The sequence below is a fragment of the Leeuwenhoekiella sp. H156 genome (assembly GCF_052218455.1).
In the GTDB taxonomy this organism is placed as follows: Bacteria; Bacteroidota; Bacteroidia; order Flavobacteriales; family Flavobacteriaceae; genus Leeuwenhoekiella; species Leeuwenhoekiella parthenopeia.
The window spans coordinates 217,738-243,466 of the sequence record NZ_CP197499.1 but is presented as its reverse complement, the minus strand read 5'-3'; the positions used below and the strand labels follow the sequence as shown (position 1 = coordinate 243,466).

The following is a 25,729-nucleotide window of genomic DNA, read 5'->3' as shown; positions in this document are numbered from 1 at the left end:
AATTATGAAAACAAAATCAATAGGAGTTATTATCCTGGCGCTTGTGCTGGGACTGGCAGGTGGGTATTTCATTTTCGGAGGTTCAGATGCTGAAGCTCCCGGGACCGATGCGCACGATCACAGTGAGGCTGAAGCAAACCAACTCTGGACGTGCTCTATGCATCCGCAGATTTTACGGGAAGAGCCGGGCGATTGCCCCATTTGCGGGATGGATTTGATCCCTGCCGAAACCAATGCATCAGGATTGCTGGCCAATCAGTTTAAGCTTACCGAAAATGCCCTGGCACTGGCCAATATTCAGACTTTGGTGATAGGTGATCAAACCGAAGCAGATGCCGGCAGCATCCGCCTTTCGGGTAAAATCGCGACCAATGCCGAAGAAGTAGCCGTTCAGTCCAGTTATTTCGACGGGCGTTTAGAGCGCTTAAATATGAATTATGAAGGCCAGCAGGTACGTGCCGGGCAGCAACTGGCAACCATCTACGCGCCTAATCTGGTAGCGGCGCAGCAGGAATTGATCACAGCAGCCTCGTTAAAGAGTTCGCAACCCGCTCTCTACAACGCGGTACGTAAAAAATTAAAACTCTGGAAGCTTTCTGAGGCCCAAATCAACCGAATTGAAGAGTCGGGCAAGGTACAGGAGTATTTTCCGGTTTTTGCTACCGTTTCCGGTACAGTAACCGAAGTTATGGCTGCAGAAGGCGACTATGTGAAGCAGGGTCAGCCTTTGCTAAAACTGAGTAATCTTAACAGCGTGTGGGCAGAATTTGACGCCTACGAGAATCAGTTAAGTCTGTTTAAAAAAGGTCAAAAACTCAACATACAGACCAACGCCTATCCCGGTCGAAGTTTTGAAGGTGTTATTTCGTTTATAGATCCCATTCTCAATACCGGTACGCGTACGGTTACCGTACGTGCAACCTTAACCAATAGGGAAGACTTGTTTAAACCGGGTATGTTTGTGACCGCCATGGTTGAAGGTGCGTTGGGTACAGGCACAGAAGCCCTTGCCATCCCCGCGACTGCCGTGATGTGGACGGGAGAGCGCTCACTGGTTTATGTAAAACCCAATCCCACGGAGCCTGTTTTTGAAATGCGCGAAGTGACCCTGGGCCCAAAACAGGGAGATACTTACGCGATTCTTGAAGGACTTGCGCCGGGTGAAGAAATCGTCGTTAACGGTACGTTTACCGTTGATGCTGCTGCTCAGCTCAATGGTAAAAAATCGATGATGGGCGGCAAAGACGCCGCCGAAAGTGAGAAACCTATGGAGATGAATATGAGCCTCCCGGCAAAATTTGAGACCGGTCTTAAAGCGGCTATTCCGGCATATTTGAAGCTTAAAGATGCTTTTGTCGCGTCTGATGCTGCGAAGGTTAGCGCTTCCGCGAAAACATTCAGGCAGCAGTTACAGCAGGTTTCGGCGGGAGATTTAGGGGAAATGGAGAAAAGTCATTATTCCAAATTGCTTCAGATGCTGAATGCTTTGGTAGATAATACGCAGCTTGAAAATCAGCGGGAACATTTTGTGATCCTGAATGAGAACCTTGCGGCTTTGGTAAATGCCGCTTCCACCTTTGATCAAAAATTGTTTTTACAGCGTTGCCCAATGGCCAATGAAAACAAAGGGGCGGTGTGGCTGAGTGATTCAGAACAAATTAAAAATCCGTATTATGGCGATGCGATGCTGGGATGTGGTAGTGTGATTGAAACCTTTGGCCAATAATTCAGGTTTGAAAAATACGGGAATTATCAATTTTAAGATTTGATATTCAGTGTTTTAAAATAAAAGTGTTACGTCTGAATACTGTAAAATTTACAGCCGCTGATAACTAATTAAAATATAGATTGTATTTTACGCAGCACTATTTTACCGATTCGTCAATTCAGCATAGCAGATGCATCAGAAAAAGTGTAGCAAAGACCCACTTTGAAGAAATTAAATTTTATGAGTAAAGAGCGTTATAGTGTGATTACCGGTACCGGGAGCTATCTACCTGAAAAACGGGTAGCTAATGAAGATTTTTTAGGTTTTGAGTTTTATGAGTCAAACGGTAAAAAGATCGAAAAGGATAACGCCTATATCATAGACAAGTTTAAAGAGATCACTACCATTGAAGAGCGACGCTATGTGACCGATGATTTGGTCACTTCAGATATCGCTTTTTTCGCTGCAGAATCAGCCATCAAAAATGCGGGTATTGATGCGGAAACTTTAGATTATATTATTGTTGCTCATAATTTTGGGGATGTTAAGGCAGGTACCAACCGCACCGATATGGTTCCGGCTTTGGCTTCACGTGTCAAACACAAACTCAAGATCAAAAACCCCGATTGCGTGGCCTATGATTTGCCTTTTGGCTGTCCCGGCTGGTTACAGGGGATGATACAGGCAGATTACTTCATTAAGTCTGGCGATGCTCAAAAAATTCTGGTGATAGGGGCCGAAACCATTTCGCGGGTGATTGATTTACACGACCGCGACAGTATGATTTATGCAGATGGTGCAGGTGCCACCATTCTTGAAGGGCGCGAAAGTGAAGCCCCAACGGGTATTTTAGCTCATAAAACCCGTTCAGACACGTATCGCTATGCCGAAATGCTCACTATGGGCTGTTCCTATAACGTTACGCCGGAGAATGAGGCTGATTTGTATCTCAAAATGAACGGCAGACGTTTGTATCAATATGCGCTGGAGACCGTACCACTTTCTATAAAAGCATGTTTGGATAAAGCCGGGCTGGGTATTGAAAAAGTAAGTAAGGTTCTTATTCATCAGGCAAATGGTAAGATGGACGATGCAATCATACAGCGACTATACAAACTCTACGGTCAGGATGAGGTTCCTGAAGGGGTAATGCCTATGATTATTTCGTGGATTGGGAATTCTTCGGTTGCAACAGTACCAACCTTATTAGACCTTATACTTAAAGGTTCGGTAGAAAATCAGGAAATCAATCCCGGAGATGTAGTTGTTTTTGCTTCGGTAGGAGCAGGGATGAACATCAACGCGGCAGTTTATCAGTATTAAATTATCCTTTTTTGCTTTTTTTGAATAGCATATAGAAATTATATTATTACTAATAATAGCAAATCTTAAGATTTTCTTAAATCTTAACACAATGCTGCTATTATTCCTTGTAATAAATTATTTTTGGGTGTTTGGCGGATAGTGCATTATTATTGATAATATTATCTCTTAAGCAAAGTAAATTTAAAACGTAATTTAAGCAGGTGACCTCAAATAATAACGTAAAAAAAGCAGTTCATGTAATTGTGGGCATTGGGGCCAGTGCCGGAGGATTGCAGGCGCTTAATGATTTTTTCGATAATGTTCCCACGGCTTCTCTTTACAGTTACATCGTGGTGCAGCACCTGTCGCCGGACCATAAAAGTCTGATGGCTGAGTTATTGGGTAAAAACACCAAAATTCCTATCGAAGTTATCGAAGATGGGGGAGAGATCAAGTCAAACTGCATTTACCTGATACCGCCAACAAACAATCTAGTCATCGAGGACGGACTGTTTAAATTGCTTCCCAAACCAAAAGACAAAACTTTAAACCTGCCTATTGACTTGTTTTTCGAGTCATTAGCAAATCACGCCAAAGAGCATTGTGCGGGTATTATTTTGAGTGGTACCGGCAGCGATGGTTCGCGTGGCGTAAAGGCGATCAAGGAAAAGGGCGGCGTCGTTATGGTGCAACAACCCGAGCAGGCAAAATTTGACGGAATGCCCCGCAACGCCATTAAAACCGGTCTTGTAGATTATATCGTACCGGTTGAGCGTATAAGTGACGAACTGTCTAATTACTTTGAGGCACAAAGCAGTATAGGTTTTGATGCAGAACTTTTTCAATACGATGAAGAGTTGCTTAAAAAAATCCTGCTGGTTCTTAAAACCGAAACAGCACTGGATTTCAGTCTCTATAAAAGACCTACTTTACTCCGCAGAATAGGAAGAAGGGTGCGGGTTCTTAAACTCGAAACACTCGAATCCTATTACCAGTATTTGAAAGAAAACAAAGAAGAAGTACAAATATTATATAAAGAGTTTCTCATAGGTGTTACCAAGTTCTTCAGGGACTTTAAGGTATGGGAGATTCTTGAACAGCAGGTAGTTCCTGAAATCATAGCTGAAAAGCAATCGGGAGATACCCTGAAAATTTGGGATGTAGGCTGCAGTACCGGAGAAGAACCGTATTCTTTGGGGATTCTTTTTTTAGATGAAATAGCCAAGCAGGGTAAAGACATCAAACTGAAGATTTTTGCTACCGACATATCTCAGGATCATTTAGATATTGCCAGTAAAGGTGTTTATTCAGAAAGTGTACTGAGTGATCTCTCAAAAGAACGGGTTAATAAATACTTTAGAAAACAAAGTGATAACTTCAGCGTTAAGGAAAACCTGCGCAAGTGTATCATTTTTTCAAATCACGACATTACAAACGACCCGCCATTCAAGAATATGGATATGGTGATGTGTCGTAATCTCCTTATATACCTGCAAAATGATGTACAGTCTAAGGTTATACATGTACTGCATTATGCATTGGTTGATCAGGGTGTTTTAACTCTGGGTTCCAGCGAATCTCTGGGTGCACACCGCGATTCTTTTGAGGAGATTGACCGTAAATGGAATATATACCGAAACATAGATCCTTCAGACCGATTGAGAACAGAAATATTGAGTTCTACATCAGAACGTTACAACGCCTCCAGATCTGATCAGGGTGGGCGTAAGTTGAAGTCAAAAGGCAGCGATCAGTCTAGCCGTTTGCGCGAAGAAATAAGCAAGGCGATTATTCAGCAGTATGGCGCAGCCAGCGTCTATATTGACAGTAATTATACGATACTTGAGGCAATGGGCGCTTTTAAGAAATATGCCCAGATGCCCGATGAAGGTTTTACAACAAACCTAATCGATATGCTTCCCAAAGAACTGGGTGCAGCCATAAAAAGTTCGGTTACCAAGGCTAAGCGCAAGAACAGTCAGATTTTTTATAAGGATGTAGAACTTATAGACGAAAAAGACAACATCAAGACGCGTCTGGATGTTTTGGTTAAGCCACTTTTTAGCAGCAGTAATGATGGTGAAAACAATTACATCATCACCTTATTAGAACAGGATAGAGAATCAAATAAGTCGCTCATCGTAGAGCGCTCAGACCTTCACAAGTCTGCCCAGGAACGCATTGCAGATCTGGAAGAAGAGCTTAAAGAGACGCAATACGAACTCAGCAATGCTTTGGAAGAGGCCGAAACCAGCAACGAGGAGCTTCAGGCTTCTAATGAAGAATTGCTGGCTTCAAACGAAGAATTACAGAGCACCAATGAGGAGTTGCAAAGCGTAAACGAAGAATTACATACGGTAAATGCAGAGCATATTGAGAAAATGGAAGATCTGGCGATGCTCAATGCCGATATGGATAACCTGCTCGACAGCACCCGTATAGGTACGGTTTTTCTTGACCGTAATTTGATCATCAGAAAATTTACGCCTGCGGTACGCGAACATTTTCACCTGGTAAAACAGGACATAGGTCGCTCTATTGAAAACTTTGTGGCCAATTTCGGAATTAAAAAACGCGAAACTATCGTCGATAATTCGCGCAAGGTAATGGAAACCGGTCAGGTTTTTGAAAAGCGTATAAAAAGCAAGAGCGGGCGCTACTTTTTACAACGTATCTCTCCTTTTATAACCAGCCATGAAAGCATAGATGGTGTGGTTATTACGTTTATTGATATTCACAAAGTCGAGCAGTCTCAGGAACGCCTGCGTAAGAGTGAAGAAAAGTTCAAAGCCTTTTATGAGGATGATCCGGTAATGCATGTGACCATAAATTCACATACCGGTAAGATAACTGAATGTAATAAACTCTTTGTTCAGACTTTAGGCTTTACAGAAAAAGAGGAAGTGCTGGAGCGCTCAATATTTGAATTCTATCCCAAGCGAACCAAGGTTAAGGCCATAGCCCTGCTTGACGAACTGGAGAAAAAAGGAAGTATCTCAAACGTAGAGTTGGCTCTCGAGACCAATACCGGCGAGCACATTGATATTTTATTCAATGCAGATTTACTGCCCGATCAAAACGGAGGTAAAGGCAAACAATGGCGCTGTACCCTTATGGGGATAACCGACCTGAAAAATGCCCAGAAAGCCTTGCAGAAGCAAAAAGAAGACCTGCAGCGCATCAATGCAGATTTAGAACAGTTTGTTTCGATTTGTTCGCACGACCTGCAGGAACCGCTTTCAACCATACGCTTCAGTAGTGATTTCTTGAGTAAGAAATTCAGCAGCGAACTCAGCGAAAAAGGAAAGGAGTACCTGGGTTATATTCACGAAGCTTCGGGGCGTATGGCCGAACAGATTAAAGCACTTCTGGAGCACAGCCGCATTGGGGAAGATCTGGAGAAATCTAAAGTTGACGTTACAGAACTTATAGAAGTTGTTAAGTATGATCTCAACCGCAGTATCCGCGAGGCGCAGGCAACAATAAGTGTGGGTAAAATGCCTAAAGTGATGGCTTTTGAAACCGAACTGCGTTTATTGTTTCAGAATCTTATAAGTAACGCGCTGAAATACCGTCAAAAGGATACCAGCCCTTCCATACGTATTTCATCTTTTTCTGATGAAGAGTATCATACCTTTTCCATTCAGGATAATGGTATAGGTATAAAAGAAGACGATCTGGAAGCGATCTTTAAAATATTTGGCAGAGTACCCACCGAAGAAAAGTATGAAGGTACCGGAGTAGGGCTCGCTCACTGTAAAAAGATTGTAAAATTACACGAAGGTACAATCTGGGTTGACTCGCAATTTGGTCAGGGCAGTACGTTTTACTTTAAGATTAAGCGCTAAGATTCTATGGGGAATTCTTCCTTATATCCTAAAGAAGTTACACTAACCAATTGTGATAAAGAGCCTATACACATATTGGGCAAACTGCAATCCTGCGGCTATCTCATCGCGGCAGATGCAGAGTCCCAGCATATAAAGTATTGCAGCGAGAATATTCACGAGCTGATAGATAAAGACGAGGATGTTTTAGGCGAAAAGCTTTCCGCTTTTTTTGATTCTGAAACGCTTGAGGTTTGTGCAGAACTTGAAGATGAAGAAAAGGCCATACCTCAAAAGGTATTTTTTAACGAAAAGCATTTTCTGTTAATAGCGCATAAACACGCCGGCAATCTGGTTTTAGAGCTGGAGCCCTTGCAGACCGAAGAAAACCCGTATAAACATCAGATCTACCTTTCTACCATAGTTTCCGAACTCAATGCTGCAGAGAGCGAGCAGGAGATGTGCGATCTTACGGCAAGTTTGATCAAGGAATATTACGACTACGACCGGGTGATGGTCTATCGTTTTGATGAAAATTGGGACGGAATTGTAGTTTCTGAAGAAAAGGAATCGGATATGGAGTCCTGGCTGGGTTTGCGATATCCCGCATCAGATATTCCGCAGCAGGCACGGAAACTATTTTTAAAGCAGGGCGTGCGCATTATTGCCGATGTCAAAAGTAAACCGGTATCCATACAGGCCTTATCGGGCGAGGAGCAGAAAAATCCTATAGACCTTACCCATAGCGAGTACCGGGCATCTTCACCCATTCATATTGAATATCTGGAGAATATGGGAGTAAGCGCTTCGCTTACGGCGGCTATAATTTCCAAAGGAAATTTATGGGGCCTTATCGCCTGTCACCACAATGCGCCAAAATTTATAAGTTATTACAAAAGACAATCCTGTAAATACCTTACGCAGGTCCTATCGAGCCGCATCATTTTGTCTTCGGCAAATAAGGCCTTACTTAAAGTGAATGAGAGCGCTGTTTTGCGCAACAAATTGCTCGAAAAAATCAGCAAGGACTGGGATGTCTTAAATGGTCTGGTTCATGGAGACTATACCATGTTACAGGTTACTGACGCTCAGGGAGGGGCAGTTTTGCTCGATGGGCAACTTAGAACCATAGGGCAGACACCTGATGAAGAGGAGATCAAAAAACTGATAAAGACCCTTTCCAGGTCAGATCTGGAAGATAATTTTTATTACTCTAACGCATTAGGCAAAGATTTTAAAGAGTTTGAAGCCCTTAAGGCCAAGGCTTCCGGAGTGTTTTGCATTTTTCTTTCCTCTGCCCGCAAGGATGCCTTGATTTGGTTTAAGACTGAAAAGCTAGAAACGGTAAACTGGGCCGGTAATCCCGAAAAACCGGTGATTCTGGAAGATGACGTGCGGTTGTCGCCCCGAAAATCGTTTGACAAATGGTCTGTTTTACAGGACGGGCATTCAGAACCCTGGGCCGATTATGAGATCGCCGCAGGGCAGGCTTTGAAGCAGGATATTTCTGAAATCATTTTAGAAAAGTACGAAGAAGTTAAAGCGCTTAACCGAAAGCTGCAAAGTGCTTACGAAGATCTGGAAACCTTCAGTTACAGCGTCGCGCACGATTTAAGAGCTCCGCTAAGAGGTATTGACGGCTTTGCGCAAATCATAAAAGAAGATTATAGCGATGTGCTCGACGACTTCGGGAAGTCGTCTGTAGATACGATTATCGAATCTGCAGACCGAATGAATCATCTTATTGATGATATTCTTCAATTTTCACGGGTTACCCAGGCTACCTTATCGCGCACTAATTTTTCATTGAAAGAGGTTACAGAGGAACTGGTGCGGTTTTTAAATGTGTCCAGAGATTTTCCCAAAACCGAAATCAAAATTAGTGAGGCATTGCCCGTAGTCAATGGAGATCCCAAGATGACGACGCAGATAATGCAGAATCTGCTTACCAATGCTTTAAAATATTCGGCAGCTGCCGAAAAACCGCTGATTGAGATCGGTGTCGAGGATATACACGGAAAAACATTCTACTTTGTAAAAGATAACGGAATAGGTTTTGATGCAGAGCGTCACCGCGCCCGCATCTTTAAACTGTTTAGCAGGCTGGTAGGAAAGGAGTATCCGGGCTCTGGGGTAGGGCTTACAATTGTTAAACGTATCATAAAAAAGCATAATGGAAAACTAAAAGTAAGAAGTTCACCGGGCAAGGGAAGTACCTTTTTATTTACTTTGGAGTAAATTTTTGCCATGAGATCTAATTACATTTTAGCGGTTGAGGACGATGAGAATGATATTACGCTGATGAAGCGTATTTTTCAAAAGCAAATGCCAGATTATTCCATCAAATACATTTCAGATGGTGAAGAGGCTTTGCAGTATTTAAGAAGTACTAAATTTAAGGAAGAGCTTCCCAGACTTATACTTTTAGACATTAAAATTCCTAAAGTAAACGGTCTTGAACTTCTTAAAAACATCAGATTAATTGAAGAATACAAGTCTATACCCGTGGTGATGCTGAGCTCGTCTGACCGGGAAGACGAAATTCAGTTGTCCTATCATTTAGGCGCAAATAGTTATATTGAAAAACCAAAAACATTTACAGACCTGAGCAGGACCCTGCCGGCTATGATGGATTACTGGATTGTTTACAACAGATAGAATGGCACAAGAAACCCTAAAAGTACTGCTGGTTGAAGACAACTCGGCAGATGTTACACTTATTAAGCGTGAAATTTTTAAAGCAGATCCCAATGCTGAGGTTGAGGTGTGTAAAAACCTGAATGAATTTAGAAGCTCGGTTGCTGCTAACACCCCAGACCTTATCCTGTCTGACTACAAGCTGCCTACCTGTTCGGGTCTCGAGGTACTTGAAGAAGCCCAGGAGATTGCCCCTTCGGTTACTTTTCTGTTTGTAACCGGTGCCATTAATGATGAAGAACTGGCCGCCGATACCATTTTGAATGGTGCTTCGGGCTTTATACTTAAGAAGAATATCAGCAACCTGCACAAGCGTCTGGAGCCGTATTTTAATGCCATAACAAACAATGGTCATCTTGTACACCCCGTGCGTAAGAAAATCCTGGAAAGCAAACGGCTGGTTAAGGATATTGAACTTTTTCTGGAAAACTTTTCCAAAGAAAATATGTCTCACCGGGAAGGAATGCTTAAAATACAGGAAGATTTAAAACGACTCAAAACCGGTTATGATTTTAGACCACTTAAAGACGCAAACAACAGTACTTCATAAAGAAACCGAGCAGGATAATCTCGCACGATTTATTCTCGATCATTCTATAACCCCGGCTCAATACCTCGATTTACTAAAACAAAACTGGTATGCCTATACCGGTATCGATGGTTTTTTAGATCAAAATAAGGCGCAACTTCCCGAACATTTAAAACCTTTTGCAGACGGCTCTAAATCCCTTGCTTTAAAACGCGATTTACTGCAGCTTGGGTATAGCGCTGAAACACCTCCTACTTTTGAAAGCCGGCAGCTGTCGGCACCCGCACTTCTGGGTATGATCTATGTGGCCGAAGGCTCTATGCTGGGCGGCTTGCTCATACGCAAAAACCTGGAGTCCTGCTCAAAACTGGATGCAGATCTGGATCATCATTTTTTTGGTAAAAAGGTTCAGGAGGTAATGCAGCGCTGGCAAGACTTTAAGGCTGCTGTTTCAGACCGCGAATATACGCCTGAAGAACTGGAGGCTGCTGTTGCCGGTGCGCATCTCGGCTTTGGAATTTTTAAAGAATCGTATACGCTTATTTAAACTTTTCGGCACTCGATCACCTGGCTTTTTCCGTCTTCAAGCGTGGTGAAAAATAAATAGGTATCCCCACCATCCTGTATCCTGAATTTAGACCGAATCGCCGAAACACTTTCTTTAAAATTTCGGGTGGTAATATGGGCTTTTTGATTCTTAAATTCTTTCGTCAAAAGCTTTTTAGAATAGGTTAGAACCCGTTCTACCCTAAACCGTCTTCCGGGAAACTCCAGCAGCTCAGAAGAAGTGTATAGATGCGTGTTTGCAGCCAGTTTAGCCAGATTGAAATGTTGACCAATCCAGTTAAAGGCTCCCAGTTTCATAAGAGCCGCATGGGGTTCGTAGAGGTATTCGAGGGGTTTGTCGTATTGGGCGGTTGCCTGCTGCTCTTCGTCGGTACTTAGGCTTATCGCTTCGGGATAATCGCTCTCCAGATTGATCGCAATTTTTGTAAACGTCCGCGAATTTGCATCGGGTTCTAAAATAAACAGCAATTCTTTCACTTCATTTTTTAGAGCCACACTATGAATTTCGCTAACGTGTCTCAGCTCCTGGGCCGCGGCTTGCAGGTCGAGCAACGGACTCGTTTTGACTATAACCCGATTAGTTTTTTTGAAAATCGAATCTAAATGCTGCGGAATGTTGGGCTCACAATCTGCAAGCATAAAAACCTTTCCTTTACGCTCATTCCTGCGGGAAGGATCGGCATAGATGAGGTCAAAATCTACAGCAGTTTCGTTTAAAAATTGGATACTGTCTGTTGTTTTTACCTCTATTTGGGGAGCGTTCAGTTGCTTAAAGTTGTGTTGAACCAGTTTGGCCAGCTCCTCATTACGTTCGCAGTAATATACTTTTTTGAAAGACTTCGAAAAAGCCAGGGCGTCTACACCATAACCTCCGGTTAAATCGGCAAGCGTGTCGCCTTCAAACAAGGAGGCTTTATATGCAGCCGTTTCTTCGGAAGAAGTCTGCTCCAGGTTTAATTTGGGTGGATAATAGATGTCTGAAGTTTCAAACCAGACCGGAAGTTTTTTCTGGGTCTTTTGCATACCGGTAAGTTGCTGGGCAAGTTCAGCGCCGGTTATTCCTTCAAAAGGACTTCCTTTTAAGGCTAAAGTAGCCGAATCAAGATTTAAATGCTCCCTGAGATAAGCCTGTACCTCAGGTTTTAAAATCAGGGAATTCAAATTCTTATAGGTTTTTGGTGAGCTTCTGTACGATCTTGTATTCAGAAAGAAATTCACTGGCGATTACTTTTAATGCCGTGTAAACCGGCACCGCAATGACCATCCCAAATATCCCAAAAATGAGACCTGCGATGACAATAACCAGAAAGATCTCGAGCGGGTGCGATTTGACACTGCTTCCAAAAATAAGGGGCTGAAGGATAAAATTGTCTATAAGCTGCGCGATGATATAGCCTATTAAAACATAGAGCATTTTGGGCAAAATCACCTCCTGGAAATCGGATGTAAAATACCCGCTTATTACCAAAAGCATCATTACCAAACTGCCTACCACCGGGCCGATGTAAGGCACCACGTTGAGCATCGCACAAAACAGCGCGATAGCAAAGGGATTGGGAATTTGAAAACTCACCAGCAATATCGAGTAGAAGCAGAATAAGATGGAAAGTTGAAGCAGAATACCCAGGAAATAACGGGAAAGCAATAGTTTGGTTTTATGAAAGACCCGTCTGAACCGGGTTTCTTCCCCATAATTGGCAAAAACCAAAATACTGTCGAGTAATAAATGGCTGTCTTTCAGCAGGAAGAAGGAAATGAATATAACAGATAACAGTCCTACAACCATAGAGCTGAAATTCCCCAGAATCCCATTGATAAAAGTCGGGATCACAGAAATATCAAAATTTTTAATAAAGTCAGATTGTTTAAAGCCTTCAATAAGCGTAACCTGATCAACACCCAGAGTACGGCTGAATTCGATATTAAGCCGGTTTACGTTGTGTTTAACCTCCTCAAAGTTGATGCGGCTTATGTGATCGCTTTGGTCGATTAAAATGGGTATAAACAATGCTAAAATCCCCGAAATTAGAAGTACTACCAGCAGGAGCGTGGTTATCGAGGCTCCCGTTGCACTGAATTTTAGATTGTATTTTAAAAAGTTAACAATTGGCCTGCCTACAAGTGAAATGACAGCGGCAATACAAATAAACATAATTACGGCCTGTATCTGATACAAAAACCAAAGTACCAGTACAATACCTCCCAGAATACCTAGGGCTCTCAGGATTCCGTAGGCTATGACTTTTGATTTATCTTCATCCATGGTTAAGGTGGTTTATAAGGTGGAAGGCTGCGATTGCTGCGGCGTGGCTTACATTCATGCTGCTATTTTGCCCCTGCATTGGTATATGAACCAGTTGATCTGCAAGTTGTATCAACTCAGGCGAAATACCATGGCGCTCATTACCTAAAATCAGTGCGATTTTTTGGGGCTGTGCATCAAATTGATTTAAGGATATACTGGTTGTGGTAAGCTCGAGTCCTATAATGGTGTAATTTTCTTTTTTAAGCTGAAGTATTAAATCTTCGGCTTTATCGGTTGTCGAAAAGGCTACCTGCTTCTCACACGAGCGGGAGGTGCGTTTAAGGCGGTTACTCTCCAAATCAGGTACGCTGTTTAGAAAATACAAATGCCCTACACCCAGTGCGTCTGCAAGCCTGAAAAGGCTACCCAGGTTTGCGGGACTGCGCAGATCGTCACAGAGCAACACAAACGGAAGGCTTTGGTTGGGCCTTGGTGTGTTATAATGGGTAAGTTGCTCAGTTTTCAAAAGCGTATTTTATAATATTTGCACCCATTTTTAATGCGTTCTCGCGAACTTCAGGAGGATCGTTATGAACGGCAGCACTCTCCCAGCCGTCTCCCAGATCAGATTCAAGCGTGTACAGCAAAACAAGTCTTCCGTCTTTAAAAATGCCAAAAGCCTGTGGTCTTTTCCCGTCGTGTTCGTGTATTTTGGGTAATCCTTCTTTAAAGGGATAAGCACTGCTAAACAAAGGATGGTCTGCGGGGAGTTCCTGCAATTCTTCCTGAGGAAAAAGCCGCTTCAATTGCGGCCGCAAATAGGTGTCTATACCGTAATTGTCATCAATATGTAAAAAGCCTCCGGAAAGCAGATAGTCCCTCAGGTTTTGCAAGGCTTCCTCTGAAAAAAATACATTTCCGTGCCCGGTCATGTGAACAAAAGGATATTGCTGAATGCCGGGATCTGTAGCCTTAACTGTGGCTGTTTTGGTATTGAGATTGGTATTGAGGTTGGCATTACAAAAAGCCGCCAGATTGGGCAGGGAGGTTGGGTTTGCATACCAGTCGCCACCTCCCTCGTAATGCAATACGGCAATTTCCTGTGCACAAACCGGGGTACTCAGAACAGAAAAAAGCAGCAAAATATAAGCGTAACGTATGCTCACAGGTATCTCAAAATTTTGAACGAAAATACTTAATTTTTCAAGCAATACCCTATGATTTAAACAATACATTAGTATTTCTATAAAATATTATTTAAAATAATCATTTCTTTTTCCAACGCATGTTTGGCCGGCACAAAAAAAAGCCTTCAGAGAGTACTAAAGGCTTTTAATTAGGTGTTTAACTTTGCTTTAAACGCAGCTCATTTAAGCTTTTACCGCTTTTTTTAAAGGTATTTGATGTTTTAATAAATCGTCGAAGGTCTCCCGCTCCCTGATAAGTTGGGCTTCTCCGTCTATAAACAGGACTTCTGCAGGACGGTATCGCGAGTTGTAGTTGCTGCTCATGCTAAAGCAATAGGCCCCGGCGTTGCTAAAAGCCAGGATGTCGCCTTCGGCTATCTCGGCGATACGACGATTTGTTGCAAAGGTATCGGTCTCGCAGATGTATCCCACAACCGAGTAAAAGCGCTCGCGGCCTTCGGGATTGCTGATGTTTGTAATCTCGTGACGGCTGCCGTAAAACATAGGGCGTATGAGATGGTTAAAACCGCTGTCTACCTGAGCAAAAACCGTAGAGGTAGTCTGCTTAATCACATTGACGTTCACTAAAAACTTTCCGGCCTCGCTGACCAAAAATTTACCCGGTTCAAAAACCAGGGTTAGAGGTCTGCCGTAGCTTTTTTCAAATGCGTTGAAACGTTCTGAAAGCTTCCTGCCCAGCTCTTCGATATTGGTCTCAATGTCACCTGCTTTATAGGGTACTTTAAAACCGCTTCCAAAATCAAGGAAATCCAGGTCTTTGAAATTTTTTGCGGTGTCAAATAGAATTTCGGCAGCATGTAAAAACACATCGATGTCCAGAATGTCGCTTCCGGTGTGCATGTGAATGCCATTGATATGCATACCTGTATTTTGTACAATGCGCAGTAAATGGGGAATTTGATGTATGCTTATGCCAAACTTGCTATCTATATGTCCTACCGAAATATTGGTGTTTCCACCGGCCATAACGTGTGGGTTGATACGCACGCAAACGGGCGTTTTAGGATGGCGGGTGCCAAATTGTTCAAGAATTGAAAGGTTGTCAATATTGATTTGTACGCCCATTTCGGCCACCGCTTCGAGTTCGCTAAGCGAAACCCCGTTGGGAGTAAACATAATCTGGGCAGGGTCTACACCTGCTGCAAGGCCCAATCGCACTTCCTGAATACTCACGGTGTCGAGGCCGGCTCCAAAACCATTTATAAGCTGTAGTACCGCCAGATTAGAAAGGGCTTTTACGGCATAATTGAGCCTCAGTTGTTCAACCTCTTTAAAGGCCTGAGTAAGTCTGTTGTATTGAGATTCAATTTTAGCAGCATCGTATACGTAAACCGGACTTCCGTATTCCCGGGCGATGTCAAGAAGGTTTTGATGGGTCATAATCCTAAAACTTTAAGCGTACAAAACTAATATACATTACTCAGTTTTACCTTAAAGACAGCTATAATTTAGCGTCGAGGGCTTAAAATTGATAAAAAAGCACATTTTAGCCTGTATTTGAGTAAATTCACCTAAAAACTGAAGAGCTATGACCCTTACTTTGGCAATGTTTCCGTTGGAACTGGTGGTGTTTCCCGGAGAATCCCTTCCCCTGCACATTTTTGAAAACAGATATCAGCAGTTAATTGCAGACTGTGAGTCTGAGCAGATCAGCTTTGGTATCCCTGCCTATTTTAACCGTACTTTAAAATACGGCACCGAGGTTAAGCTCGAAGCTGTAAAAAAGCGTTATCCCACAGGAGCCAGCGATGTCGTTTGCAAAGGGATCCGGGTTTTTAAGATTACCGAGTTTTATCCCAATTATTCCGAAAAACTGTACGCGGGAGCTGCGGTAACCTTTCTTGAAAATATAAACGATGCGTTACCGGGACAGCCGGGTGCTTTTTATAATCTTGTAAAGCGTTTTTATGAGGTTTTGGGAGCTGTAGTGCCGGCAGTAGAACTCCAGGCTATTACCAGTTACAGTTTTGCACATAAACTGGGTTTGTCTTTGGAGCAGGAGTTGCATTTGCTAAAGATGACCCGGGAGTCAGACCGGTATAGTTTTCTTATCGATCATCTTACTGCGACCATACCTATTGTGGAGCAGGTAAACCGAACACGCAGACTTATAGAACTTAACGGTCATTTTAAAAATTTTGATCCGCTTGACTTTACCGAATACAGATTGGGAGACTCCTGGGAGTAGGGGGCTTTTAAATCAAATTCAAATTATTGGCAGGGTTAAGGCTAAATACCTATTTTTGCACAGCAATTTTCAAACATAAAGAAACGCCTGATTATGAATCTACACGAATATCAAGGAAAAGAAATATTAAGCAGTTTTGGAGTGCGCATCCAGCGCGGTATAGTAGCTACCACACCTGCTGAAGCCGTAGAGGCTGCAAAAAAGCTTACCGAAGAAACCGGTACCGGATGGCATGTCATCAAAGCTCAGGTTCACGCCGGGGGTAGAGGAAAAGGTGGTGGAGTTAAACTTGCTAAAAATCTTCAGGAAGTAGAGCAAATCGCCGGTGAAATAATCGGGATGAATCTGGTTACTCCTCAAACTTCTGCCGAAGGGAAGAAGGTGCATCAGGTACTGGTTGCTGAAGATGTTTATTATCCCGGAGACAGCGAGCCTAATGAGTTCTATATGTCTGTATTGCTTAACCGTGCCACAGGAAGAAATATGATTATGTATTCTACCGAAGGCGGTATGGATATCGAAGAGGTGGCCGAAAAAACCCCGCATTTAATTTTTACCGAAGAAATTGATCCTGCAACAGGATTGCTCGGTTTTCAGGCGCGACGCATTGCTTTTAATCTGGGCTTAAGCGGAACGGCATTTAAAGAAATGGTGAAATTTGTAGCCGCGCTTTACAAAGCCTATTCAGAGTCAGACTCTTCTTTGTTTGAAATCAATCCGGTATTAAAAACCAGCGACGATAAAATTATGGCTGTTGATGCAAAAGTGTCTTTAGATGATAATGCACTGTTCCGTCATAAAGATTATGCAGCGATGCGCGACAAGCGTGAGGAGAATCCGGTTGAGGTTGAAGCAAAAGAAGTAGGCCTTAATTATGTAGATCTTGACGGTAACGTGGGCTGTATGGTAAACGGGGCCGGTCTTGCAATGGCAACGATGGACTTGATTAAACAAGCCGGAGGTGAGCCAGCAAACTTCCTAGATGTGGGAGGTACTGCAGATGCAGAGCGTGTAGAAACTGCCTTCAACCTGATTCTAAAAGATCCTAATGTTAAAGCCATTTTGGTGAATATTTTTGGAGGAATTGTTCGTTGTGACCGCGTTGCTCAGGGTATTGTTGATGCGTATAAAAATATGGGCTCTATCAATGTTCCTATTATTGTACGACTACAAGGTACCAATGCAGATATTGCAAAAGAATTAATAGATAACAGCGGTCTTGATGTACAGAGTGCAATCCTGTTTCAGGAAGCTGCAGATAAAGTACAAAAAGTACTGGCCTAAGATCTTATAGCATGTATAGTTCACAGTTTGTGACACAAAAAACTCCCGATGAAAATCGGGAGTTTTTTGTATTTAGATGTTATCAAGTGTTAAGAATGTTTTTTCTGAATCAGGTCTCAAAGAGAAAACGTTTTCGTGGTAAGATTTTGATTTTGAGCATACTGTATTTTCCTAAATGCATTTAGTAAGCGAGCTAAGTGTTTGATTTTGAAGACTTAAAAGTGTTAATGATTTGTTAAAGTGATTTATCAGGTGTAACTGTGGGCATGCTTCAGCGTCTTTTTAGTACATCATTCAAAAATCAAACATTATGAAAACTTTTAAAACAATGGTACTTGCGGTAGCAATCATCTGCGGTACAGCGTTAAACGCAAACACAACTGAACCAACTTCAAAAACGACCAGCGCAGCGGTTAAAATCGCGATGAAAAAAGAACTGGCCAGTCACCTGGAGAAACACGATTTTCAAATTGAAAAAACGACTACTGTGCTGGTGTCCTTTACGGTAAATGAAGACAATGAGATGGTTGTGATCTCTGTAGATTCAGATGATACCGGTATCAAAAAATTTATTCAGGGCAGATTGAACTATCAAAAGTTTGAAACCACGCCAATAGTGGGACAAACCTATCACGTTCCTGTGACCCTTCAGGGAAACCAGTAATACTTTAGATTTAAATTTTAGTTAGTAGAAAGACCCGGGGCTTGCGAGCTTCCGGGTTTTTTTAGCTTTAGGTGTTTGACAAAATGGCATACATAAATCTTATTTTTATGACATAAAGTCGTTAAATAGGGGTTGGTATTAGAATTGCCTAATACCTATCGAAAATATAATAAACTTAAAATTTAAAAATATGAGCTTAGTAAAAAGAACAAACGAGAATTGGTTACCCTCCATTTTTGATGATATGTTTAAAACTGACTGGTTGGGTGGAACCACAAATGTGAACAGTATTGGTGTAAGTATTCCTGCTGTAAACATTTTAGAAAACGAAGAAAGTTTTGAAGTAGCTGTTGCTGCTCCCGGTAAAACCAAAGCTGATTTCAATATCGAATTGGATAACGATGTGCTTACCATATCGGCTGAAGCCAAATCGGAGTCTGAAACTACAGAGAAATCCGGAAGATTTACTAGAAAGGAGTTTAATTACAGCACGTTTAAGAGAGCATTTAGCCTGCCCGATACAGTAGATAGCACCAAGATAAGTGCAAATTATGAGAATGGTGTCTTGAATATTTTGCTTCCTAAAAAAGAAGAGGCAAAAGTACAGGCTAAACGTATGATTGAAATCTCATAATTTGGTTTAGTTTTTTTGGTTAGTTTGTGAGAGAATCCCGGTTCAGAAATGAATCGGGATTTTTGTTTTAGATGCCGTGATGAGCCTATTTACCTTCTGGGGTGGAAGCGGTTTACCATTTCGGCAAGATGGCTGCGGTCTACGTGCATATAGATTTCGGTAGTGGTGATGCTCTCGTGTCCCAGCATTTGTTGTATGGCTCGCAAATCGGCTCCATTTTCAAGGAGATGGGTGGCAAAGGAATGTCTAAAGGTGTGCGGACTTATTTTTTTTCGAATTCCGGCTTCCTGGGTTTGATTGCGTACAATGGTGAATATCATCGCGCGTGTAAGTGATTTGCCTCTGCGGTTTAAAAACAGCATATCGCTGTAACCGGCCTGTGGTTTTTGGTGAATCCTGATTTCGTCTTTATAGATATTGATAAACTTTTGGGTGCTCGCAGCAATAGGTACAAAACGCTGCTTGTTTCCTTTACCGGTGACCAGAATATAACCTTCCTTAAAATACAGATCAGAAAGTTTCAGGCTTACTAATTCTGAAACCCGAAGGCCACAGGCGTAGAGCGTTTCGAGGATGGCCCGGTTGCGTTCGCCCTGAGGGGTGCTTAAATCTATGCTGCTGATAATCTGGTCAATCTCATCTTCAGATAGCGTGTCGGGTAATTTTCTTCCAATTTTAGGGGACTCAATTAAATCTATAGGATTGTCTTTGCGATAATCTTCAAAAATCAAATACTCGAAAAATCCTTTAAGACCCGATATCAGGCGGGCCTGAGAGCGCGCAGAAAGTTCTTTGGCTGCATGGTAAATAAAATCCTGAAGCGTATCGCGGTCAATGGAAACCGGGCTTTGAGTGATCGTATATTCTTCAATCCACTTGATGAGTTTTTCAATATCCAGACGATAACTTAGCACTGAATTTTCAGAAAGCCCGCGTTCTAATCTTAAATATATAGTGTAATCTGTTAAGGATTTTTGCCAATTCATTAATTCTGTCGGATAATTTTAGAATATTTTAAATAATATTTAATTAGACATTGGGAAAAAGAAGGGATCGGTGCGTGTAGCTTTGTTTCAAATTTAAAACTTAAAACAATGAAAAAATTATTTTTAGCAGCAATACTTGTGATTAGTGGTTCGTCAGCAATGATGGCTCAAAGTGATCTTGCCTTTGGTATTAAAGGAGGGGTAAACTTTTCAAACTTAACAGGAGATGGTTTTGGAGAATTTGATGACGACAGTGCACGTACTTCATTTAACCTGGGTGCAGTGTTGGAAATTCCGGTTTCTGAAAAATTTGCAATTCAACCGGAGGTTTTCTATTCCGGACAGGGTTTTGATTTAATTCAGCGTGAAGATGCTGAAGATACCGAGTTTCAGTTGGATTACATCAACGTACCGGTTTTAGCTAAAATCTACCTGGTACAGGGTCTTTATTTAGAGGCAGGTCCACAAGTAGGATTTTTAGTTGAAAGTAAAGTTGATGGCCCTAACGGAGAGCTTAATTTTGATGAAGATGGCTTTAATGATATCGACTTTGCAGGTGCTGTGGGTGTAGGTTACAAATTTAACGGCGGATTATATTTAAATGCTCGTTATACTCAGGGATTCACCGATATTTATGATGGTGAAACCGGAGATAATTCCACCAAAAATGGTGTGTTTGCTGCTTCTTTAGGATTTATCTTTAACTAAGAAGTTGTAGTTTCAAGAATAGAAGCCTCGCTCTGCGGGGCTTTTTTTATGCCCTAGCCCGATTTGTTTTAACATAATTTCACATTTAGGGTGTGTTCCGGTCAAACCGGACGCTGTTCTAATTTGTTGGTTTCCATACCGCTCCAAACGGTCAAAAAATATTTGAATTTTAATTTATCGGCTAACATTCAGTAGGTCAAACACTTCTTAAAAAGTGTTGTGAACCCCTGCCAATTGTGATTTTGTTAGCTAAACATTAGGGCTTCGTTAGCACGTCTCAGCCCTTGTCATTGCTAGTTTTGTTCAAAATTTTAAAAACAAACAAACATGAAAAAATTAGTTTTAATGGCGGGTTTAATCGCTTTAGGAACCACAGCAACTTTTGCACAGAGCGCATATAGATTTGGAGTAAAAGCAGGGCTTAATGTCTCAAACATCACCGGGAGTGATTCAAGAGATCAGGATACCCGTTTGAGCTTTAATGGTGGTCTTGTAGCAGAACTTCCAATAAGCGAAAAATTCTCCTTTCAACCCGAGGTGATTTATTCTGCTCAGGGATCAACCATCGCTGCGATTGATGAGGATAATTTCTTAGATATTGACGAGAATATTGAATATCAATTAGATTACATCCAGGTGCCTCTTTTAGCCAAAATTTATCTTGTTGATGGACTAAGCCTTCAGGCAGGGCCTTCTATCAACTTTTTGGTTAATGAAGAAGTAGACTACCAGCCGGTAAGCAACGGAGGGGATGTAAATATCGTTGATGGCGCAAACACTTTTGAATTAGGTACTGCTGCCGGTTTGGAATATCAGTTTGATAGCGGCTTCTTTATTCAGGGACGCTATACCCGTGGGTTTACCCGTATTTATGATAATGTAAATGCTTACAACTACGCGGTACAGGCCGGTGTAGGTTATGTATTCTAGTAGTTAAAATAACTAATCAACCACTTTAAAGCCTCGCGATTGCGGGGCTTTTTTATTTAAACCGATTTAGTTCTAATTAGAATCAAAATAAATTGATTCGATTGAATTCTGATATTCAGTCAATTACTAAAAACACGCTGTAAAATGAACTAACTTAATAGTTAAACGCATTATGTTTGTTTTAAACTATTAAAATTTCATTATGAAAAAAATTACTTTTTTATTGCTTGTTGCTTTGTCAACTTCTTCATTGTTTGCTCAGGAAACTAAATTTGGATTAACTGCAGGTTTTTTAAACGCTGAAGCCAAAGCTTCTGCAGATGGAGCTGCTTCATTTTCCAGTTCAGATTCTGGATTTTATCTTGGAGCCTTGGTTGATATAGGGGTAACTGAATCTCTTCACGTACAGCCAGAAGTACTCTATGGAAACATTAATGATAGTGGTCTTCTCTATATTCCTATTTTTCTAAAATATTATATTTCAGAATCCGGTTTTCATTTAATGGGTGGACCTCAGGCAACTTTAAATATCGATGAAGAGGCAGAAGGGATCAATAACTTGGGTATCGATGCAGCCTTTGGGTTAGGATATGATATCAATGAAAGCTTTTTTATTAATGCCAGATATGCATTCGAATTAACTAACCGAGTTAATAGTGATCTGGAAGGAGCGGATGGTATTACTGCGCGAATCAATTCATTACAGATAGGTGTAGGTTATAAGTTCTAATTCACTGTGACCTTTTATTTAAAGGCTTCTTCGGAGGCCTTTTTTAATTAATTCATTTTATGATGAAACATTTTTTTCTTTTTTTAGGTCTAACTTTTTCCGGTTTATCGGGTTTTGCACAGGAATTCAAATGGGACGTGAATGCAGGATATTTGCATGTTACTTCCCGTTTAAGCGTCGATTATTCAGATATAAATATTTATACACCTGACGACCCTTTCTTAATTGGGGAATTTACTTCTACTGAAACTGCTAATGGATATTATCTTGGTCTTGGTGGTCAGTATAGGTTAGAAGGTGCTATGGCGATTTCGGGGAGCCTTAATTATGCCAGATACGCTGAATCTAACTTTTTACAGGTTCCATTAGCATTGCACTTTTATATTGCCAATAGCGGCTTTAATGTTCTTGCAGGCCCACAGCTTACGTATAACCTTGAGGATCTTGGTCCTTTTAAGGATGATATCAATAAGCTGAACATTGGGGCAGGTGCAGGGCTGGGATACGACTTTACTGAAAGGTTATTTTTAGAAGCACGCTATACTTTTCAACTTAATAAATATTTTAAAAGCGATAATACTCCAGAGATTCGAACCAATTACTTAAACATTGGGTTGGGTTATCGTTTTTAAAAGTGGTAAAAAACTTCTTCTAATAAATTATAAGTAAAAGAGGCTGCCATTTTCGGCAGCCTCTCTTTGCTATCAGGACTTTAGCCAACGATCAAGCTCCTCTTTATAAGATCTACCTGAATTAAGTTGAGTCGATTTGTTATCCTTCATTTTAAATGCATACCGGCTGTTGAAATATTTATGTACTTCAAGAATATAATCCTTGTTAAGGATCAGGCCTCTTTGAATACGAACAAAATTAGATGGCAATTGCTTTTCTAAATAGTTTAAGCTCTGGTCATACAGATGTTTTTTAGCATGGGTATGTACATTCACATATTTATCAGAGCTCTCAAAATAAATGATATCTTCAAGTTTGATAAACTGGATCCGGTCAGCTTCCCGAATGGTCAAGGAGGTTATAGGTTCCTGTTTTTCTGCTTTATTAAATTCGGCAAATAATGTTTTAATAGATGCCTGGGAAAGATTTTGAGATACATGTTTTAGTTTACTAATAGTTTTTTCTAAACGTTCTTTACGCACAGGTTTGAGCAGGTAATCCAGGCTAAGGGTTTCAAAAGCTTGTAAGGAATACTGATCATAAGCGGTACAAAAAATGACCAGAGGTATTTTTTCCAATTGTTCCAGAACTTCAAAACCGTTAAGACCGGGCATTTCGATATCTAAAAAAATAAGATCGGGTTGGTATTTTTGTATTTTTTCAAGGGCTTCAATGCCGTTACCAGCGGTATCAATCACCTTAAAAACCTCTGGAAATTCAAGCAATAGGCGAGTAAGTCTTTCCCGCGCTATGGGTTCATCGTCTATGATAACACTCTGATAAGGCTTACTCATTTTTCAAGGTTTTAGGAAGTCGTATCTCTATTTTTTTCTGTGGAAGGTTTTCCCAATTCAAAGAAGCGGTTTCGCCATAATTTAGCTTTAATAAATCGGATACCGATTGCAGGCCGTGACCACTGAACAAGCCATCTGGAAAGTCAGGCCCATTATCATAAACCGAAAGTATAATGTTGTCTTTAATGCTGCATATGCTAAGCCTGATAATTCCTTTTTCTTTCAGTTTTGAAGTGCCGTGTTTAATCGCATTTTCAACCAAGGGTTGTAGGATAAACCGGGGTATTTCCAGATTTTTTAAGTCGGGGTCGACTTCAATTATAAAATCAAGGCGATCACCGAAACGTATCTTTTCAATTTCTAAATAACGTTCTACCATATCAACCTCTTCCGCAATACTCGCGGTATTTGATTTCTTTTGCCCCACCGTATACCTAAAAAGATCAGAAAGCGACAACGCCATCCGCTCGGTTTTATCAGCATCTTTATGCGCCAGACCTGCAATCGAATTCAAAGAATTGTATAAAAAATGCGGATTTATTTGCGCCTGTAACAAACGTAATTGTGAATTGGTGTTTGCTTCCCGCAATGCACTCAATTCGAGATCTTTTTCTTTGACCAGATTTTCCGAGTAGTGGTTGAGGTATATCAGGACGCCGCGGCCAAGGGATAAGACAATTACAGGTCCCAGATAAGCAGAAAAAAAGCTTAGGGTGTAAAATTCTTCAAAACTCCTATTCAAAATACCAATAACAATAACTGGAAGGATTAAAACAAAAAGTGTAGTAAAAACTTTTAGAATTAATTTTAATACGAAAAAACTCCAAATTTTTACTAATTTTTCAATTAGGTAGAGTAAAACACCACTAGAAACTCCTATTAAGATTAAAGATAAATGCTGTATTAGGTTTTGCTTATAATCAAAAAGGGTGTTGATATTTGTAAGGAATTTAAATAATTGAAATAGTAGAAAATAAAATTGAAAAAAGACAAATAACGGTAAAACATAATTGAAAATTTTGTATTTAAAATTACGGTTGTAAAATATAGAAATACTTATTAGCATTATAAAAACCCCAAGAAAACTTACGATGAATATTGCTAGTACTTTAGCTTTCTCTTTATTCAAAAAATTAATTGAATACCGCAAAGGATAGGCATCATATATATATTCTTCAAACTGCTCCTGAAAATCGTCACTATATAGTTTCTTAAATAAGAAAATATCGTTATTGATTAGTGAATCATTCAAGCGCTGGTTTAATTGAGCTTCATACAGGAGATCTCCGTTTCCGCCTTCCAATGTTGCTTGGTAATTAGTTTGTATTTGGCTCAATAATCGAAAAATGCCAAACTCAATATACTTTACATTTTGAGTAGGTTTTGGTTCTTCTGAAAAATAGTAATTTAATTCCAAGATCACACGCTCATATAGAGACTTAGTGTTTGTAAATTCACGGTCAGTATATCCCTCTTCATAATTTCTACTCAAATAAGCTCGACTACTACCAAGCACAGTACCTCCAATTTTGTCATCTGGTTTTACATCGGAAAAAACTATAAAGAACATACTTTCATCGAGAGGCGTCTGGTTTTTATTTAGATAATTTGAAGACGATCTAAAGTCATCAAAATCAATTTTATAAGTTAATTTTAATTGAGGGATTGTTCGCTTCACCCTATCCAAAACATTCAGTATCGCAATGCTATCAGCATAGGAAGCGTTGATCGTATATAGAATTATACTGTCATTTAACCTGTCCACTACAGGTGTGTATCCTTCAGGGAATAAACGTTCCTTCACATATTCCCATTTCATTTTTGTGGAATCAGATCTTATAGCATCTACAATTCTAAGAGCTTCATTATCATCTGATAATTTAGAAGAATTCTGTTTGGCTATAATTAAATCATTACCAAACGAAGAAGGCTCCCAAGAACCTATCATAAAAAATATTCCAAAATAAATCAGGAGGAGTAGCAAGACTTGAGGTAATACTTTTTTCATGGTTGTCAATTTAAAATTTATACCACAAATAAAACCCGACACCAG

The 25,729-nt window shown here is 40.8% G+C and carries 23 protein-coding genes; 15 read left to right on the top strand and 8 right to left on the bottom strand.

Annotated elements, in window-relative coordinates; all coding sequences use genetic code 11:
* Nucleotides 1-4 precede the first annotated feature (4 nt).
* The 7 genes from ACSSS3_RS00980 to ACSSS3_RS00950 all read left to right on the top strand — a co-directional run bounded on the left by ACSSS3_RS00980 (nt 5) and on the right by ACSSS3_RS00950 (nt 10,613).
* Complete coding sequence (locus tag ACSSS3_RS00980) at nt 5-1,726, top strand: efflux RND transporter periplasmic adaptor subunit (protein ID WP_442846082.1); 1,722 nt, start codon at nt 5-7, stop codon at nt 1,724-1,726.
* 222 nt (nt 1,727-1,948) lie between these two features.
* Nucleotides 1,949-3,031: a 3-oxoacyl-ACP synthase III family protein gene (locus ACSSS3_RS00975; protein WP_442847380.1), complete on the top strand. Its 1,083-nt coding sequence runs from the start codon at nt 1,949-1,951 to the stop codon at nt 3,029-3,031.
* 203 nt (nt 3,032-3,234) lie between these two features.
* Entirely contained in the window at nt 3,235-6,861 is a 3,627-nt protein-coding gene (locus ACSSS3_RS00970) for a CheR family methyltransferase (protein WP_442846081.1), read from the top strand.
* Between the two features lie 6 nt (nt 6,862-6,867).
* Complete coding sequence (locus ACSSS3_RS00965; RefSeq protein WP_442846080.1) at nt 6,868-9,078, top strand: ATP-binding protein; 2,211 nt, start codon at nt 6,868-6,870, stop codon at nt 9,076-9,078.
* Nucleotides 9,079-9,087: 9 nt separating this feature from the next.
* A complete protein-coding gene (locus ACSSS3_RS00960; RefSeq protein WP_442846079.1) occupies nt 9,088-9,498 on the top strand; it encodes a response regulator in 411 nt (136 codons plus the stop codon).
* Between the two features lies 1 nt (nt 9,499).
* Nucleotides 9,500-10,087 carry a response regulator transcription factor gene (locus ACSSS3_RS00955; protein ID WP_228230323.1) on the top strand — a complete coding sequence of 196 codons (588 nt, stop codon included), beginning with the start codon at nt 9,500-9,502 and terminating at the stop codon, nt 10,085-10,087.
* On the top strand, nt 10,044-10,613 hold the full coding sequence (locus tag ACSSS3_RS00950) for a biliverdin-producing heme oxygenase (RefSeq protein ID WP_442846078.1): 570 nt from the start codon (nt 10,044-10,046) through the stop codon (nt 10,611-10,613). Before ACSSS3_RS00955 ends, ACSSS3_RS00950 begins: the two co-directional genes overlap by 44 nt.
* On the opposite strand, the gene ACSSS3_RS00945 is transcribed toward ACSSS3_RS00950, so the two are convergent.
* The 5 genes from ACSSS3_RS00945 to lysA all read right to left on the bottom strand — a co-directional run bounded on the left by ACSSS3_RS00945 (nt 10,610) and on the right by lysA (nt 15,466).
* Nucleotides 10,610-11,794, bottom strand: coding sequence for a THUMP-like domain-containing protein (locus ACSSS3_RS00945; protein WP_442846077.1), 1,185 nt, complete (start codon nt 11,792-11,794; stop codon nt 10,610-10,612). The genes ACSSS3_RS00950 and ACSSS3_RS00945 overlap by 4 nt on opposite strands.
* A gap of 4 nt (nt 11,795-11,798) precedes the next feature.
* Nucleotides 11,799-12,896, bottom strand: coding sequence for an AI-2E family transporter (locus ACSSS3_RS00940; RefSeq protein ID WP_442846076.1), 1,098 nt, complete (start codon nt 12,894-12,896; stop codon nt 11,799-11,801).
* Nucleotides 12,889-13,404: a TrmH family RNA methyltransferase gene (locus ACSSS3_RS00935; RefSeq protein WP_442846075.1), complete on the bottom strand. Its 516-nt coding sequence runs from the start codon at nt 13,402-13,404 to the stop codon at nt 12,889-12,891. The genes ACSSS3_RS00940 and ACSSS3_RS00935 overlap by 8 nt, the downstream gene beginning before the upstream one ends.
* A complete protein-coding gene (locus tag ACSSS3_RS00930; protein WP_442846074.1) occupies nt 13,394-14,044 on the bottom strand; it encodes a DUF4159 domain-containing protein in 651 nt (216 codons plus the stop codon). The genes ACSSS3_RS00935 and ACSSS3_RS00930 overlap by 11 nt, the downstream gene beginning before the upstream one ends.
* A 204-nt stretch (nt 14,045-14,248) precedes the next feature.
* Nucleotides 14,249-15,466, bottom strand: coding sequence for a diaminopimelate decarboxylase (gene lysA / locus ACSSS3_RS00925; RefSeq protein ID WP_442846073.1), 1,218 nt, complete (start codon nt 15,464-15,466; stop codon nt 14,249-14,251).
* 148 nt (nt 15,467-15,614) lie between these two features.
* Here lysA and ACSSS3_RS00920 point away from each other — a divergent pair, with 148 nt between their 5' ends.
* From ACSSS3_RS00920 to ACSSS3_RS00905, 4 genes are all read left to right on the top strand, one after another.
* On the top strand, nt 15,615-16,274 hold the full coding sequence (locus ACSSS3_RS00920) for an LON peptidase substrate-binding domain-containing protein (protein WP_442846072.1): 660 nt from the start codon (nt 15,615-15,617) through the stop codon (nt 16,272-16,274).
* Between the two features lie 93 nt (nt 16,275-16,367).
* A complete protein-coding gene (sucC, locus tag ACSSS3_RS00915; RefSeq protein ID WP_228230316.1) occupies nt 16,368-17,558 on the top strand; it encodes an ADP-forming succinate--CoA ligase subunit beta in 1,191 nt (396 codons plus the stop codon).
* 310 nt (nt 17,559-17,868) lie between these two features.
* On the top strand, nt 17,869-18,222 hold the full coding sequence (locus ACSSS3_RS00910; protein WP_228230315.1) for a hypothetical protein: 354 nt from the start codon (nt 17,869-17,871) through the stop codon (nt 18,220-18,222).
* 190 nt (nt 18,223-18,412) lie between these two features.
* Nucleotides 18,413-18,856 carry an Hsp20/alpha crystallin family protein gene (locus tag ACSSS3_RS00905; RefSeq protein ID WP_228230314.1) on the top strand — a complete coding sequence of 148 codons (444 nt, stop codon included), beginning with the start codon at nt 18,413-18,415 and terminating at the stop codon, nt 18,854-18,856.
* Between the two features lie 89 nt (nt 18,857-18,945).
* Here the strand turns inward: ACSSS3_RS00905 and xerD are convergent, their stop codons facing one another.
* The gene (gene xerD, locus ACSSS3_RS00900) at nt 18,946-19,842 is read right to left on the bottom strand and encodes a site-specific tyrosine recombinase XerD (protein WP_442846071.1); all 897 of its coding nucleotides are present in this window, start codon (nt 19,840-19,842) and stop codon (nt 18,946-18,948) included.
* 108 nt (nt 19,843-19,950) lie between these two features.
* Here xerD and ACSSS3_RS00895 point away from each other — a divergent pair, with 108 nt between their 5' ends.
* The 4 genes from ACSSS3_RS00895 (at nt 19,951) to ACSSS3_RS00880 (ending at nt 22,842) form a co-directional block, all read left to right on the top strand.
* Nucleotides 19,951-20,550: a porin family protein gene (locus tag ACSSS3_RS00895; protein ID WP_442846070.1), complete on the top strand. Its 600-nt coding sequence runs from the start codon at nt 19,951-19,953 to the stop codon at nt 20,548-20,550.
* Between the two features lie 327 nt (nt 20,551-20,877).
* Nucleotides 20,878-21,480: a porin family protein gene (locus ACSSS3_RS00890; protein WP_228230311.1), complete on the top strand. Its 603-nt coding sequence runs from the start codon at nt 20,878-20,880 to the stop codon at nt 21,478-21,480.
* A 202-nt stretch (nt 21,481-21,682) separates the two neighbouring features.
* Complete coding sequence (locus tag ACSSS3_RS00885) at nt 21,683-22,210, top strand: outer membrane beta-barrel protein (RefSeq protein ID WP_228230310.1); 528 nt, start codon at nt 21,683-21,685, stop codon at nt 22,208-22,210.
* A gap of 59 nt (nt 22,211-22,269) precedes the next feature.
* Nucleotides 22,270-22,842, top strand: coding sequence for an outer membrane beta-barrel protein (locus ACSSS3_RS00880; protein WP_442846069.1), 573 nt, complete (start codon nt 22,270-22,272; stop codon nt 22,840-22,842).
* A 72-nt stretch (nt 22,843-22,914) separates the two neighbouring features.
* Here ACSSS3_RS00880 and ACSSS3_RS00875 read toward each other — a convergent pair whose 3' ends face one another.
* Nucleotides 22,915-23,676, bottom strand: coding sequence for a LytR/AlgR family response regulator transcription factor (locus ACSSS3_RS00875; protein ID WP_442846068.1), 762 nt, complete (start codon nt 23,674-23,676; stop codon nt 22,915-22,917).
* Nucleotides 23,669-25,684 carry a sensor histidine kinase gene (locus ACSSS3_RS00870; RefSeq protein ID WP_442846067.1) on the bottom strand — a complete coding sequence of 672 codons (2,016 nt, stop codon included), beginning with the start codon at nt 25,682-25,684 and terminating at the stop codon, nt 23,669-23,671. The genes ACSSS3_RS00875 and ACSSS3_RS00870 overlap by 8 nt, the downstream gene beginning before the upstream one ends.
* Nucleotides 25,685-25,729 lie beyond the last annotated feature (45 nt).

Coding starts and splice junctions, on each gene's coding strand:
- ACSSS3_RS00980 (WP_442846082.1), top strand. CDS start 5: ATGAAAACAAAATCAATAGGAGTTATTATCCTGGCGCTTGTGCTGGGA.
- ACSSS3_RS00975 (WP_442847380.1), top strand. CDS start 1,949: ATGAGTAAAGAGCGTTATAGTGTGATTACCGGTACCGGGAGCTATCTA.
- ACSSS3_RS00965 (WP_442846080.1), top strand. CDS start 6,868: ATGGGGAATTCTTCCTTATATCCTAAAGAAGTTACACTAACCAATTGT.
- ACSSS3_RS00960 (WP_442846079.1), top strand. CDS start 9,088: ATGAGATCTAATTACATTTTAGCGGTTGAGGACGATGAGAATGATATT.
- ACSSS3_RS00955 (WP_228230323.1), top strand. CDS start 9,500: ATGGCACAAGAAACCCTAAAAGTACTGCTGGTTGAAGACAACTCGGCA.
- ACSSS3_RS00950 (WP_442846078.1), top strand. CDS start 10,044: ATGATTTTAGACCACTTAAAGACGCAAACAACAGTACTTCATAAAGAA.
- ACSSS3_RS00940 (WP_442846076.1), bottom strand. CDS start 12,896: ATGGATGAAGATAAATCAAAAGTCATAGCCTACGGAATCCTGAGAGCC.
- lysA (WP_442846073.1), bottom strand. CDS start 15,466: ATGACCCATCAAAACCTTCTTGACATCGCCCGGGAATACGGAAGTCCG.
- ACSSS3_RS00920 (WP_442846072.1), top strand. CDS start 15,615: ATGACCCTTACTTTGGCAATGTTTCCGTTGGAACTGGTGGTGTTTCCC.
- sucC (WP_228230316.1), top strand. CDS start 16,368: ATGAATCTACACGAATATCAAGGAAAAGAAATATTAAGCAGTTTTGGA.
- ACSSS3_RS00910 (WP_228230315.1), top strand. CDS start 17,869: ATGAAAACTTTTAAAACAATGGTACTTGCGGTAGCAATCATCTGCGGT.
- ACSSS3_RS00905 (WP_228230314.1), top strand. CDS start 18,413: ATGAGCTTAGTAAAAAGAACAAACGAGAATTGGTTACCCTCCATTTTT.
- xerD (WP_442846071.1), bottom strand. CDS start 19,842: ATGAATTGGCAAAAATCCTTAACAGATTACACTATATATTTAAGATTA.
- ACSSS3_RS00895 (WP_442846070.1), top strand. CDS start 19,951: ATGAAAAAATTATTTTTAGCAGCAATACTTGTGATTAGTGGTTCGTCA.
- ACSSS3_RS00890 (WP_228230311.1), top strand. CDS start 20,878: ATGAAAAAATTAGTTTTAATGGCGGGTTTAATCGCTTTAGGAACCACA.
- ACSSS3_RS00885 (WP_228230310.1), top strand. CDS start 21,683: ATGAAAAAAATTACTTTTTTATTGCTTGTTGCTTTGTCAACTTCTTCA.
- ACSSS3_RS00880 (WP_442846069.1), top strand. CDS start 22,270: ATGATGAAACATTTTTTTCTTTTTTTAGGTCTAACTTTTTCCGGTTTA.
- ACSSS3_RS00875 (WP_442846068.1), bottom strand. CDS start 23,676: ATGAGTAAGCCTTATCAGAGTGTTATCATAGACGATGAACCCATAGCG.
- ACSSS3_RS00870 (WP_442846067.1), bottom strand. CDS start 25,684: ATGAAAAAAGTATTACCTCAAGTCTTGCTACTCCTCCTGATTTATTTT.